The organism is Janthinobacterium sp. BHSEK (genome assembly GCF_056174685.1).
The window spans coordinates 94,399-107,773 of sequence record NZ_JBWBYV010000030.1 but is presented as its reverse complement, the minus strand read 5'-3'; the positions used below and the strand labels follow the sequence as shown (position 1 = coordinate 107,773).

At 63.1% G+C, this 13,375-nt stretch carries 15 protein-coding genes; 7 read left to right on the top strand and 8 right to left on the bottom strand.

The genetic code is table 11. The annotated features are described in order from the left end of the window. The first annotated feature begins 56 nt into the window (after positions 1-56). On the top strand, positions 57-563 hold the full coding sequence (locus AC0V2Y_RS12025) for a DUF1993 domain-containing protein (protein ID WP_071322895.1): 507 nt from the start codon (positions 57-59) through the stop codon (positions 561-563). Positions 564-721: 158 nt separating this feature from the next. Here AC0V2Y_RS12025 and AC0V2Y_RS12020 read toward each other — a convergent pair whose 3' ends face one another. Beyond that, positions 722-916, bottom strand: coding sequence for a DUF1289 domain-containing protein (locus AC0V2Y_RS12020; RefSeq protein WP_034749680.1), 195 nt, complete (start codon positions 914-916; stop codon positions 722-724). Beyond that, complete coding sequence (locus AC0V2Y_RS12015) at positions 916-1,488, bottom strand: DUF1415 domain-containing protein (RefSeq protein ID WP_096238580.1); 573 nt, start codon at positions 1,486-1,488, stop codon at positions 916-918. The genes AC0V2Y_RS12020 and AC0V2Y_RS12015 overlap by 1 nt, the downstream gene beginning before the upstream one ends. 339 nt (positions 1,489-1,827) lie before the next feature. Here AC0V2Y_RS12015 and AC0V2Y_RS12010 point away from each other — a divergent pair, with 339 nt between their 5' ends. From AC0V2Y_RS12010 to AC0V2Y_RS12000, 3 genes are all read left to right on the top strand, one after another. Next, entirely contained in the window at positions 1,828-3,240 is a 1,413-nt protein-coding gene (locus AC0V2Y_RS12010; protein WP_475415292.1) for a transglycosylase SLT domain-containing protein, read from the top strand. A gap of 95 nt (positions 3,241-3,335) precedes the next feature. Then, positions 3,336-4,124 carry an enoyl-ACP reductase FabI gene (gene fabI, locus AC0V2Y_RS12005; protein WP_070311433.1) on the top strand — a complete coding sequence of 263 codons (789 nt, stop codon included), beginning with the start codon at positions 3,336-3,338 and terminating at the stop codon, positions 4,122-4,124. 489 nt (positions 4,125-4,613) lie between these two features. Next, positions 4,614-6,020 (top strand): DEAD/DEAH box helicase, encoded by a 1,407-nt coding sequence (locus tag AC0V2Y_RS12000; protein WP_071322891.1) that lies wholly within the window; start codon positions 4,614-4,616, stop codon positions 6,018-6,020. Positions 6,021-6,109: 89 nt separating this feature from the next. Here the strand turns inward: AC0V2Y_RS12000 and AC0V2Y_RS11995 are convergent, their stop codons facing one another. The 4 genes from AC0V2Y_RS11995 to AC0V2Y_RS11980 form a co-directional block, all read right to left on the bottom strand. Then, positions 6,110-6,568, bottom strand: coding sequence for an acyl-CoA thioesterase (locus AC0V2Y_RS11995; RefSeq protein ID WP_086147498.1), 459 nt, complete (start codon positions 6,566-6,568; stop codon positions 6,110-6,112). Positions 6,569-6,656: 88 nt separating this feature from the next. Then, a complete protein-coding gene (locus tag AC0V2Y_RS11990) occupies positions 6,657-7,025 on the bottom strand; it encodes a hypothetical protein (RefSeq protein ID WP_121670010.1) in 369 nt (122 codons plus the stop codon). A gap of 129 nt (positions 7,026-7,154) precedes the next feature. Next, positions 7,155-7,292: a hypothetical protein gene (locus AC0V2Y_RS11985; RefSeq protein WP_475415291.1), complete on the bottom strand. Its 138-nt coding sequence runs from the start codon at positions 7,290-7,292 to the stop codon at positions 7,155-7,157. 221 nt (positions 7,293-7,513) lie between these two features. After that, entirely contained in the window at positions 7,514-7,687 is a 174-nt protein-coding gene (locus AC0V2Y_RS11980; protein ID WP_475415290.1) for a hypothetical protein, read from the bottom strand. 165 nt (positions 7,688-7,852) lie between these two features. Here AC0V2Y_RS11980 and AC0V2Y_RS11975 point away from each other — a divergent pair, with 165 nt between their 5' ends. The 3 genes from AC0V2Y_RS11975 (at position 7,853) to AC0V2Y_RS11965 (ending at position 11,331) form a co-directional block, all read left to right on the top strand. Further along, positions 7,853-9,061 carry a nucleotide disphospho-sugar-binding domain-containing protein gene (locus AC0V2Y_RS11975; RefSeq protein ID WP_475415289.1) on the top strand — a complete coding sequence of 403 codons (1,209 nt, stop codon included), beginning with the start codon at positions 7,853-7,855 and terminating at the stop codon, positions 9,059-9,061. Positions 9,062-9,249: 188 nt separating this feature from the next. Further along, positions 9,250-10,230 (top strand): EDSAP-1 family PEP-CTERM protein, encoded by a 981-nt coding sequence (locus AC0V2Y_RS11970; RefSeq protein ID WP_475415288.1) that lies wholly within the window; start codon positions 9,250-9,252, stop codon positions 10,228-10,230. Positions 10,231-10,338: 108 nt separating this feature from the next. Beyond that, a complete protein-coding gene (locus tag AC0V2Y_RS11965; RefSeq protein WP_475415287.1) occupies positions 10,339-11,331 on the top strand; it encodes an EDSAP-1 family PEP-CTERM protein in 993 nt (330 codons plus the stop codon). Between the two features lie 18 nt (positions 11,332-11,349). Here AC0V2Y_RS11965 and AC0V2Y_RS11960 read toward each other — a convergent pair whose 3' ends face one another. Next, positions 11,350-12,450, bottom strand: a complete 1,101-nt coding sequence (locus AC0V2Y_RS11960; RefSeq protein WP_475415286.1) for a nitroreductase family protein — start codon at positions 12,448-12,450, stop codon at positions 11,350-11,352. Continuing rightward, positions 12,451-13,320 carry a ThiF family adenylyltransferase gene (locus tag AC0V2Y_RS11955; RefSeq protein ID WP_475415285.1) on the bottom strand — a complete coding sequence of 290 codons (870 nt, stop codon included), beginning with the start codon at positions 13,318-13,320 and terminating at the stop codon, positions 12,451-12,453. Between the last annotated feature and the right edge of the window lie 55 nt (positions 13,321-13,375).

Below are 13,375 nucleotides of genomic sequence, written 5' to 3'. Positions count from 1 at the left end.
CAGCAGAAAAGCGCGCAGCTTGCTATCATCGCGCCACTTTACCTAGAGGAACCACCATGACCTTCTCCATCTACTCCGCATCGATCCCCGTCTTCAAACAGATCCTGGGCAGCCTGGCCGCCATCCTGGACAAGGCGGAAACGCACGCGCAAGACAAGAAAATCGACCCGAACGCCCTGCTGCAATTCCGTTTGTTCCCGGACATGCTGCCGTTCGTGCGCCAGATCCAGATCGCCACCGACTTCGCCAAGGGCTGCGGCGCGCGCCTGGCCGGCGTGGCCGTGCCGCCATATGAAGACAGCGAACAGAGCTTTGCGGAACTGAAGGCGCGCATCGTGAAAACCATCGCCTTCCTGGAAAGCCTGCCGCAAGCGGACATCGACGGCAGCGAAACGCGCGCCATCACCACCGGCAGCGGCGAAAAGACCAAGCATTTCACGGGCCAGACCTATCTGTTCCACTACGCGCTGCCGCACTTCTTCTTCCACGCGACGACGGCGTACGACATCCTGCGCCACAATGGCATTGAAGTGGGCAAGAAGGATTTTATCGGCAGCTTCTGAGACGCATAAGCAAATCTACTGCGCGGCGCGCTTTGCGGCCTGCGATGCTCGCCGTACTTGAGTACGGCTGCGCTTCTTAGCCACAAATCATCGCCGCTCGCTACGATTTGCTTAAGCGTCGACGCAATGGAGTAATGCAATACTCTATTGCGTCGCTATTAAGTATTCCGGCGCGGATACCCCTGCGCCAGGATGCGCACCCACACCACTTCCTTCTCTTCATCCGTCATCGACACCCAGTGGGCCACTTCCACCACGGTGCGGCCGCAGCCGCGGCAGATTTCATCGAAGGTCGTCGAGCACACGGCCACGCAGGGCGTGTCTGGACGCGGCGGCAATTCCTTGTCAGCCATCAGGATACCTTCGGCAAGCCGAGCTTTTCCCAGCCTTCGACGCCCAGCGCTTCCAGGGTGGCGATATTCTTGTCGAAGATTTCCGACGCTTCCGGAAACGCCTCGACGGCGCGCTCGATGCTGTCCTCGCGCAGCAGGTGCAGGGTCGGGTAGGGCGAACGGTTGGTGTAGTTGCTGATGTCGTCCTCGAACGTCTCGGCAAACTGGTAGTGCGGGTGGAAACTGGCCACCTGCAGTTCGCCGGCCAGGTGCATGTCTTCCACGGCCGCGTCGGCCACATCGAGGAATTCGTTGTAGTCGAGGAAATCGTTGAGGGTGTACGGGTGGATCAGCAGGGTCGTGTCGATCTGCTCGGGGTCCGTGTCGGCCAGGGTTTGCAGCTCGTCCATCAGCATCGCCAGCAGATCTTCCGGATTGCTCGATTCGCACACCACATAGCGGATCTGCTTCTTGACGTGCACGGCCTTGGCGAACGGGCACAGGTTCAGGCCGATCACGGCCTTTTCCAGCCAGGCGACGGTATTGGCGATGATGACGGCGTTGTCGTCGTCGTGGCGCGGCGGGGTGTTCATATACTTGACTCTCTATCAATAAGGCGGCCGGCAGCCGAATGGCCGGCCAAAGCCAAATTGTACGCACTCTTTGCGCAGTCTCATACCGGACGACGGCCAGGCTTGCGCCAGCCTCGTCGCCATGTATGCTATAACAGCGGCCGAATCGCGCATTGGGCAAATTAAATTTGCAATAATGACAGCATTTGCGAATGGAAACTCAGCCGCTTCCCACTTATTGCCGCTTATTTCCTGTCATCATGCTGACATAATTCTTGACTCCGGCATGTGGATATACGTACACTCGCAGCTTGATCATGGGTCTGTCCGATGTTTCTCCGACGACAACAATGGAACACTATGCACGAAAACTCCTTTAAATCTACCGTCCTGGCGGCGTTGGCCCTGGCGCTTGCGCCCGCCCTCAGCCAGGCGTACGAAGCCGGTGTTGAGAGCGATAACGCGCCAGTCGCCGCCGCCACGCCGGCCCTGATCCCGATGACCGCCCAGGTCACGGCGAAACTCCCCACCCTCGACAACCGCCTGCAAAAGACCGACCGTCTGCTGAAAAACCTCAGCGACAATTCCGATCCGCTGCGCGAAGCCGACGTCTGGGGCCGCATCCGCAGCGGCTATGCGATTCCCGACATTAACAACCAGCTGGTGGCCAACCACGTCAACTGGTACGCCACCCGCCCCGACTACATCGCCCGCACCACGGCGCGCGCCTCGCGCTACATTTTCCACGTGGTGCAGGAACTGGAAAAGCGCGGCATGCCGACGGAACTGGCCTTGCTGCCGTTCATCGAATCCGCCTTCAACCCGCAAGCGTTCTCCAGCGCCAACGCGGCCGGCATGTGGCAATTCGTGCCCGCCACGGGGCGCGATTTCAACCTCAAGCAAAACATGTTCAAGGACGAACGCCGCGGCGTGCTGGCCTCGACCGATGCGGCCCTGACGTATCTGCAGCGCCTGTATGACATGTTTGGCGACTGGCAACTGGCCCTGGCCGCCTACAACTGGGGCGAAGGCTCGGTGCAGCGCGCCATCAAGAAAAACCAGGCGCTGGGCAAACCGACCGACTTCGAAAGCCTGGCCGACCTGATGCCGGCCGAAACGCGCAACTACGTGCCGAAATTGCAAGCGGTCAAAAACATCATCGCCAATCCGGCCCAGTTCGGTCTGACCCTGCCCGTGGTCGACAACCAGCCCTATTTCACGGCCATCGACAAGACCAGCGACATCGACATCACCGTCGCCGCCCAGCTGGCCGAACTGTCGATGGATGAATTCAAGGCCTTGAATCCGCAATTCAACCGCCCCGTCATCATCGGCGGCGAAAAGACGAAGATTCTGTTGCCACAGGAAAACGCTGCCAAGTTCACCACCAACCTGGCGCAATGGGGCCATGCCTTGTCGAGCTGGACCACGCACAAGATCACGAATGCGCGCGAGCGCATCGAAACCCTGGCGTCGAAATTCGGCACCACGGCCGACGTGCTGCGCCAGGCCAACAACATTCCGCAGCGCACCAGCCTGCGCGCCGGCTCCACCATCCTCGTGCCGAAAACCTCGGCCACGATGAACAAGGACATCACCCAGGAAATCGCCGACAGCGCCACCATGCTGCTGGAAGCGGACCGTCCGGAACGGGCCGCCAAGGCACTGCGCCGCGCCGCCAAGGGCGGCAAGGTGCAAACGGCGCCAATTTCCCTGGTGAAACCGCGCATCCAGCGCGGCGGCGGCAACAGTCGCGCCAAGGCCCGCCACTGATCGCCTGATCTGTATAGAGCCACCTCGCCGGCCGCCACAGCTTTGCTGTCGCGGCCGGTTGCACATCCGCCCCACCACCCCAGACAGGAGTCGTCATGGCTTTCTTGCAAGGCAAAAAAATCCTCATCACGGGCTTGTTGTCGAACCGCTCCATCGCCTATGGCATCGCCAAGGCCTGCCACCGCGAAGGCGCCACCCTCGCCTTCACGTACGTGGGCGAACGCTTCAAGGAGCGCATCACGGAATTCGCGGCGGAATTCGGCAGCGAACTGGTGTTCGACTGCGACGTATCCAGCGATGAACAGATCAGCGCCGTCTTCCGCGACCTGGCGCAGCACTGGGAACATCTGGATGGTCTCGTGCATGCCATCGGCTTCGCGCCGCGCGAGGCGATCGCCGGCGACTTCCTCGACGGCCTGTCGCGCGACAGCTTCCGCATCGCGCACGACATTTCCGCCTACAGCTTCCCCGCCATGGCCAAGGCCGCCCTGCCCCTGCTGCATCCGGGCGCTTCGGTCCTGACCCTGACTTACCTGGGCGCCGTGCGCGCCGTGCCCTACTACAACACCATGGGCCTGGCCAAGGCCTCGCTGGAAGCGTCCGTGCGCTACCTGGCCGAATCGCTGGGCCCGCGCGGCATCCGCGCCAACGGCATCTCGGCCGGCCCCATCAAGACCCTGGCCGCCTCCGGCATCAAGGATTTCAGCAAGCTGCTGGGTTTCGTGGCCGAGCACGCCCCGCTGCGCCGCAACGTCACCATCGAAGAGGTGGGCAACACGGCCGCCTTCCTGCTGTCCGACCTGGCTTCCGGCATCACGGGCGAGATTACCTACGTCGATGGCGGCTTTTCGCAAGTAATGGCCGTCAATCCGGAAGTAGAGTAATTGGCACCTGGTCGACGTGGCGCAAGCGGCCCGGCAAATCAACCTGGCCAGGGAAACGCGACAGGCGCCGCCGCTGCCCGCCGACATCGTGGCCATGCTCCATTAAACGGAAGAAAACTACGTATTCCTACTGATTTCACATAGGAAACATGATCAAAACGTGGTAGGACTGTCGTTTCTTCCCATTTAGGCCGTGCAAAACGGCGGCAAATACGGTATAGTGTCGTTGTGCGCTGCAATATGTTTCCTTGAAGCGATGGCAACACCGCAGTTACATGCACTACAAACTTAGCAGCTTCGCAAGCCTTAGCGCATCCACAGGATGCCGCTTAATAAAGCCCTCCCGCCTTGTGTGTCGCACCTGACACCGTCCCGGCGCAAAGCTTTTGTGCCGAAATTTCTTTCTAGTTGAGTCATTTCGTTTTGGTTGGCGTTGCTATTTTGCGTTCTGCTTTTTGCAAGAACGCTGATTTTCACGAAAGAAAAAGAATGACATTTGAATCCTTAGGCCTGCATCCGTCCATCCTCGCCGCTCTGACCGAATCGGGCTACACCGCGCCAACCGCGGTACAGTCGCAAGCGATTCCAGCCGCGATCGAAGGCCGTGACCTGCTGGTCTCGTCGCAGACCGGTTCGGGCAAGACGGCAGCTTTCATGCTGCCATCGCTGCACAAACTGGCCAGCGCCGAACAAAGCGCCGCCGGCAAGACGCCAAACCAGGAAATGCAAGCATCGCGCGCCCGCGGCGAGCGTCCACGTTTCAAGGCTGCCCAGCCAAAAATGCTGGTGCTGACGCCAACGCGCGAACTGGCCCTGCAAGTGACGACCAACACCGACAAGTACAGCACCGGCATCCGCCGCATCAAGGCTGTGTCGATCCTGGGTGGCATGCCTTACCCTAAACAAATGCAGTTGCTGGCCAAGAATCCTGAGATCCTGGTCGCTACCCCTGGCCGTTTGATCGACCACATGGATTCGGGCAAGATCGACTTCTCGCAACTGGAAATCCTGGTGCTGGACGAAGCCGACCGCATGCTGGACATGGGTTTCATCGACGACATCGAAAAGATCGTCGAAGCGACGCCGGAAGGCCGCCAGACCATGCTGTTCTCGGCAACCTTGGATGGCGTGGTCGGCAACATGGCGCGCCGCATCACGAAAAACCCGCTGGTCATCCAGGTGGCAAGCTCGAGCAACAAGCATGAAAACATCACCCAGCGCGTCCACTTCGTCGACGACCTGTCGCACAAGAATCGCCTGCTGGACCACCTGCTGCGCGACGAAACCTTGGACCAGGCTGTTGTGTTCACCGCCACCAAGCGTGACGCCGACACCATCGCCGACCGTCTGAACATCGCCGGTTTCTCGGCTGCCGCCTTGCACGGCGACATGCATCAGGGCGCGCGCAACCGCACCCTGGACGGCATGCGCCGCGGCCAGGTCAAAGTGCTGGTCGCCACCGACGTTGCCGCCCGCGGCATCGACGTGCCGACGATCACCCACGTGTTCAACTACGATCTGCCGAAGTTCCCGGAAGACTACGTCCACCGCATCGGCCGTACCGGCCGCGCTGGCCGCAATGGCCTGGCCATCTCGCTGGTGAACCACGCTGAAGGCATGAACGTCAAGCGCATCGAACGCTTCACCAAGCAATTGATCCCGGTCAATGTCATCGAAGGTTTCGAGCCAAAGAAAACGGCATCGGCACCACGTTCGAGCGCCCGTCCAGGCGGCTGGAAACCAGGCGACAACCGTGGCGGCGCGAAGCCAGGCCAACGCACGTTCAGCAAGCCAGGCGCACCGCGTAAAGACGGCGCTCCTAGCACCGGCGGCGGCTACAAGGGTTCGAACCCGCGCAGCACCGACGGCGCACGCCGCAGCTACGGCGACCGTTAATCACGGCGCCATGCCGCCAACGGGCGGCAAGCAATAAAAAAACGGCCACCAGATCACTCTGGCGGCCGTTTTTTTATGCCCGCAACGCTTTATTTCTTCGACACCTTCTGGCGCGACAGCTTGCGCAGCTTGGCCTGCTCGAAGCGCAGCTGCTGCTCCGGCGTTTCCAGCGCCAGCGGCGGCACGGCCACGGGCTTGCGGTTGGCGTCCACGGCCACCATGGTGAAATAGCAGCTGTTGGCGTGGCGCACCAGGCGCTGCTGGATGTTTTCCGTCACCACGCGGATGCCCACTTCCATCGACGTCGTGCCCGTGTAATTGATCGAGGCCAGGAACGTCACCAGCTCGCCCACGTGGATAGGCTGCAAAAACATCACCTGGTCCACGGACAAGGTCACCACATAGCTGCCCGAATAGCGGCTGGCGCAGGCGTAGGCGACGCTGTCGAGGTATTTCAGGATGGTGCCGCCGTGCACGTTACCGGAAAAGTTGGCCATATCGGGCGTCATCAGGACCGTCATCGTCAGTTCGTGGGCCGACCAGTTCATCGCGCTGTCCAAAGTGTTCTCCAAAGGGGAAATAAAAGTGAGGGGGATGTGAAAACCGGCCCCAGGGGCCGGTTGCCGGGACAGGCTGTTACAGTCCCAGGTTGTCGATGTCGGCCAGCGATTCGCGGCCCTTGTCGGAAATGTCGTGGCCCTCGCCTTCGGCGCGCGCCACGATGTGGGCTTTCTTGCCCAGGAAGTATGCCACTTCCGTGTCCAGCTTGGTCAGCGGATCGGCGGCCACGGCGCGCAAGCCCATGATGCAGCGGCGCAGGAACAGCAGTTGCTGCGCCTTATCCGTGATGGACAGACGGCCATCGCGCGCATAGCTGAGCAGCTTCAGGCCCGACAGGCGCTTGGCATTGCGGGCAACGCAGGCGCTCGGGCGCTCGGTCTTGATGCCGCGTGCAACTTGCTCCAGCGCGTCATATTCATCGGTTGTTAATTTCTCGTTCTTCATTACTTTTCCATAAAAGGCCAGGTGTTCGGCCCCCATGGTACGCGCCCCGCTGCGCATCGGCAACAGGCAACGTGAATCTACCGCCGCCCGCCATGCGGCCAGGCGGCTGAAACACGGACGAGAAGACGCTTATTTGTAGCTGCGCAGCAGCAGCCAGGCCAGGCCGCAGCCGGCCACGGCGCCCGCCAGCGCCAGCGCGGCGAGGTTCTTGCTGGTGAGCACAGGGCGACGGCCCAGGTAGATTTTGTTATGCAAGGAATTGCCCATGATGGTCTCCTGTACAAGAATTTTTATGATGTCTCATTATAAGAACAGAATCGTGACGGCCGCATGACACTCGACAGTTCAAGCTTGATTTGTATCCACTCGGCAACATTTATTGAGATTTTTGTTGTTTAAATGGCGTGGCTATACCGCCGCGCAAGTGTTCCATTTCCGACTGGAAATAAACCACACGTCGGCAGCAGACGCGGCACGCAGCCTGCCGTTCAGCCCATCTTGACGGGCGGCGGCGGCGGCGTCGGTTCCTCGACCGGCACAGGGTCGATGTGCGGCGGCTGCTCCGGCGGCGGCGTGAGGGGATCGCCTTCCGGCGGTGGCGGCATATCGGGTTCGGGCGTGCTGTGCGCACGCAGCGGGGCATGACGGAATCGTGGCTGCATGGTAGCCTCCTTTTGTCCCACTGTAGCCGATGCGGCAAATGCCCGGCGCCCGCCTGTGGCATGCCTCGGGAACTAAACGGCGCGGCGCCGCTCCAATTGGAGAGCATCCCCTACGGTACGAGTGCAAGCGATCCCCACACGATGGCGCGCAAGAAAATCTTATTCATGGCCGAGGCAGTGACCCTGGCCCATGTTGGCCGTCCCCTGAGCCTGGCCCAGGACCTGGACGAGGACGCCTATGAGGTGCATTTTGCCTGCGCCGACGGCTATGACTTTTGTTTCAAGCAAGTCCCCTTCCGGCGCTGGCGCATCGACAGCATTTCGTCGCTGCAATTCCTGCAAGCGCTGGCCCACGGCAAGCCCGTCTACACGGAAAGCACCCTGCACGCGTACGTGGAAGACGATTTGCGCCTGCTCAATGCCGTCCAGCCCGATCTCGTGATCGGCGACTTCCGCCTGTCGCTGTCCGTCAGCGCGCGCCTGCAGCGCATTCCCTACATTACCATCAGCAACGCCTACTGGAGTCCCTGGGTGCGCCAGCACTACACGGTGCCCAGCCTGCCCCTGACCGGCATGCTGCCCATCTGGCTGGCCGATCCCCTGTTCCGCCTGATCCGGCCGCTGGCCTTCGCCTCGCATGCCGTGCCCCTGAACCGCGTGCGCCGCCGCCATGGCTTGCCCTCGCTGGGCAGCGACCTGCGGCGCATCTACACGGATGCCGACCGCACCTTGTACGCGGATATTCCGCAACTGTTCCCGCCGCACGGCATGCCGTCCACGCACGACTACCTGGGCCCCGTCATCTGGGCGCCGCCGCTCGACTTGCCGGCCTGGTGGCAGCGCCCTGAACTGAGCAGCGGACGCCCGATCATCTATGTCACCCTCGGCAGCTCGGGCCAGGGGCAGCTGCTGCCGCGCGTGCTGCGCGCGCTGGCGCCCCTGCCCGTCACCGTGCTGGCGGCCACGGCCGGCACCATCCGCGTCGATGCCGTGCCGCCGAATGCCTATGTCGCCCCCTTTTTGCCGGGCGACGCGGCCGCCCGCCGCGCCAGCCTGGTGATCTGCAACGGCGGCAGCCCCACCAGCCAGCAGGCGCTGACGGCAGGCGTGCCCGTCATCGGCATCGCCGGCAACCTCGATCAATTCCTCAACATGCACGGCATCGCCGGCGCCGGCGCCGGCCTGCTGCTGCGCGCCGACCGCTTCCAGGAAACCACCCTGCGCCATGCCGCCACGCGCATGCTCGACGATGGCCGCGCCAGACTGGCGGCGCGCCAACTGGCCACGGCCATGCGCGACTATGTGCCAGGGCAACGCCTGCTGTCCCACCTGCACGCCCTGCTGGGCTCCTTGCCGCAAGACGAGCAGCCTTGAGCGGCAGCGTCGGTTTTTCTTACAACGCGTCCGGCAACACCTGCACTGCGTCAACAAAAGCACGCCAAGTCCTTGATTTCAAAAGAACCTCATGCGTTGGCATGGAAGTCGCTTAAGTCTGGCCATGAGCACCTGCCGACAGGACTCAGGCAAGACTTCCAGACTCACTCAACCACGAGGTGAATGACATGAAACTTTCTAAACTGAAACTGCTCCCAGCGGCAGCGACACTGGCCATGCTGTGCGCGGCCGGTAGCGCACAAGCGGGCGCCTACGGCTATGCCTACAACAATATCTTCGGCCTGCAGATCGCCGCCGCCACGGGTTCCATCACCGCCCTGAACAGCACCACGATCTCGCGCGCCACGGCCACCCTGAATGGCGTCAGCGTCATCAATGGTGGTCCCGGCCTGCTCGACTCGCCCCGCGCCGCCGTCGGTGCCGTGACCAAGGGCGAGAACGACTTCACGCAACAAGGTGCCACGGGCAACTTTTCGCGCGGCGACGCGCAGATCGTCAGCACGCAGTTCCCCTCGTTCCCGCCCGGCTCCACCTCCACGCAGGCGGTGAACGTGGCCGAAGCCCATCTGGATGATCCTGCCGGCACGGCCGATGCGTCCGGGCGCAACGGTTCGACCACGGGCTTCTCCGTCAACTTCGTCGTCGGTTCCCCCACGGCAACGCTGAGCTTTGACTTCTTCTCGTCGCCATTCATGCAAGTCTTCCTGCAAAGCACAGTGGGCCAGCTGTCCACCGCGACGGCCAACCTGGTGATGACCATCACCATCACCGACTCGACCGGCGCGACTGTCTTCAACTGGACACCCGATGGCGTTATCGGCTCCGGCATCTTCGGTGGCACGGAATCGGCCGATGCGGCCAACCTGAACACCAGCCTGGCGACCAACTTCCTGACGCGCGGCAACCTGTTTACGTATGACCCCACCGGTTGCGGCACACCCACGGGCACAGGCGTGGGTACGGCTTGCGGCGGCAACTTCAGTTCCGTCAGCAATGCCCTCGCGACCGGCAACTACACCTTGACCTTGAATGCGGTGGAAAGCGTGGACCTGGTGAAACAGGCGGTGCCGGAACCTGGCACTCTTGCACTGCTGGGTCTGGGCCTGGCTGGCCTGGGCTATGCCCGCCGCCGCAAGCTTGCCGCCTGAAACAGGCAACAGGGGGATTTACAGGCGAGGGAGTCTCCTCGCCTTTTTTTATGTGGCAAGCCTGTCGGCTTTCCTTACAACGCGGCCGACCGGCAGATGAGGATTTTCATGACTATATTTTCTTGTACCCGCTTGCCAACGGCCCTGCTGGCCTTGCTGTTGCTGGCCAGCAGCGGCACTGCCAGCGCCGCCGCCTATGGCTATTCGTACACCAGCGTCTTTGGCCTGGTCATCAGCAATCCCTCCGGCTCCGTCTCCCTGCTCAGCAATATCGACCTGTCGCGCACCACCGCCACGCTCAATGGCAGCAGCATCATCCACGGCGGCAGCAACGAGATCGACGCGCCGCAAGCGACACGCGGCGCCGTGACCAAGGGAGAAAACGACTTTACGCAGCAAGGCATGGGCAATGCCTCGTATGCGCGCGGCGAGGCGCAGATCGTCACCTCGCAAATCCCGCCCTTTCCACCGGGTTCGACCAGCACGCATACCGTGAATGCGGCGGAAACCTTCCTCACGGGCGGCGGCAGCGCCGACGCCTCGGGACGCAACGGTTCCAGCACCGCGATGACCGTCAATTTCGTCGTCGGCCAACCGGGCGCGACCCTGGCCTTCGACTTCCAGGCCCTGCCCTTCATGCAGTTGTACCTGGACGCCCTGGCCGGCACAGGCTCGGCGGCCACGACGAATATGGCGATGACGTTTACCATCATCGATGAACATGGCCAGATCGTCTTCAACTGGGCCCCCGACGGCAGCCTGGGCTCCGGCATCCTGGGCGGCACCGAACTGGCCGACGCCGCCAACCTCAACACAGGATACGCGCAAACGCCGCTGACCAGCGGCAGCATGTTCACGTACGACCCCAGCGGCTGCGGCGCGCCCACGGGCACGGGCATCGGCACGACGTGCGGCGGGCAGTATGGCGCCGTCACGGACAACCTGGTGGCGGGCAGCTATACCCTGGTGTTGAACATGCTCAACAGCTCCGAACTGGCGTATGTGCCGGCGGTCACGCCGATGCCCCTACCGGGCACCTTGCCGTTGCTGGCGGCGGGCCTGGCGGCGCTGGCTGCCCTGGCGCCACGGCGGCGGCGCTGACCGCGCAGGAAGCACGCCTCACGGCCCAGCCGTGGGCGCCACCAGCAAGTCTTGCAGCGGCCGGCGCAGCGAACGCGCACTCGCCGCCGGCCCCGCGCCTATGCGCCCGAGGAACACGGCCCGCTCGACCGCCGCCGCTCCCAGCACGGCCTGGCATTGCACGGCCAGTTCCTGCGCCATGTCCTGCATGCCATCGGTGCGTGAAAAGGTGCGCCGTTCGCGCACGTAGCGGGCAAAGATCAGCGGCGTCAATTCCGGCTGCAATTGCAGGCCCAGCTGCGTGGCCGTCAGCCAGAAGCGCTGCATGGCGCGGCCGGCCGCCACGTAATCGTCGATATGGCGCGGCGGCGCATCGGCCAGCAACACGAAATGCGCGGCACAATACAGCCCCGGCAGCAAGTCCATCTGCAGCCGGGGGGCAATAGTGCCGCCCAGCCAGGTATTGAAAAAATCCACGCGGCGCCAGCTATGCATGACCCAGCGCATCAGCCGCGCCGTCATGGCATCGACACCGAGCGCCTGCTCCGGGATGCGGTCGGCACTGAAGCGCGCGCCCCATTCGATCACGTCGCGGTGCACCTTGTGCGCTTCGGGCATGGTCAGGCGCAGCTTCGCATTGTCGAACATCAGACGTGCACAGGCCAGGCGCGCGCGCGCACCTTCGCACCACTGCACGCCGTAGCCCGGCGGCAAGCTGGCCGCCAGCGCCGCCTTTTCGCTGGCGCGCAAGCTGCGCGTGCTGAGCCGGCGCCGCTGCACGCTGCGCCGGGGCAGGAAGGCCGCCAGCGCATCGGGCAGCATGCCGGGGCTGTCGACCAGCCGTACGTCGAAGGTGGGCAGGGTCTCGGGCATGGCCGTGCGCCGGCGCGCCTCCATGCGCAAGCCGTGGCAGCTGGCCGCCAGGGCCATGCTTTCGAGCAAGGCGCCCAAGGACAGCTGACTGGGATGGCCGTCGAGGTCGTACACGCAGTGGCTGCGCGTATCGAAGCCATGCACGACCACGTGCCGCTGGTCCACGACTTCAAAGCGCCAAGGCTGCGTGTTGTCGCCGCTGGGCGCCCAGCGCGCCTGCTCGAGGATGTCTTCCAGCACGGGATCGTTCAGCAATGCTTGCGCCATTTATGCCCCCTGTGCGGCGCGGCGCCGCTTGATGATGGCCATGGTCAGCCGTTGCAGCGGATGGCGGTTGCCGCCGGGACGCCATGTATGCACGAGCTTGTTGCGGTAGGCGTCGAAATGCATGCCGTGCGGCGCCGCCATCACCTTGCCGCGTTTTAACAGAATTTTCAAGGCTTCCGTGGCGGCCGCGCCCGCGCACAGCTGGCAGCCCATGATGGTCGACGGCCCGCGCCGCTCCTTCAGGTTGATGGCGGACGGGTCCACCAGATAGGGGCCGTGCAAGCCGGCCGGCGCCAATCCGACGAGAAAGCGCAGCGCCTTCTCTTCCTCGGGCAAGTCGCCCCAGCCAAAGTATTCTTCGAACGTCATGCCGCCCGGCATGAAGCTGAGCACGGCCGTGCCCATGCCCAGCGGCGCGGCCGTGATGGATGGAATTCCAAGGCGCGCGCACGTGGCGAAGGTGGCCTGGCGCGCGGGGAAGGCAAAGAAATCGAGGCCATCCACGTACAGGTCGACGCCGGCAAAGAACTCGGCCAGGTTGCTGTCGTGTATGCCGTCGGGAAACTGTTTAATCTCCAGTTCGGGATTGATGTCCGTCGCCATCTGCGCCAGCACGGCCACCTTGGGCTGGCCCAGGGTCGACATCATGGCGCCGGCCTGGCGGTTGAAGTTGGCGATATCGAAGGTGTCGAAGTCGGCGATGTGGAAGGCGCCGATGCCCAGCCGCGCCAGGGTCAGCAAGTGCACGCCGCCCACGCCGCCCATGCCCGCGATGGCCACGCGCTTGCCCCGCAAGCTCTCCTGCTCCGCCTGCGTCACCCAGCCTAGGTTGCGGGCAAATGCCGCGTGATAGGAAAAACCGTCTGTCATGCTCACCTCTTCTGTGCGCCCATGCGGACGAAAAAGTTTGGACAGGTGAGCCGGG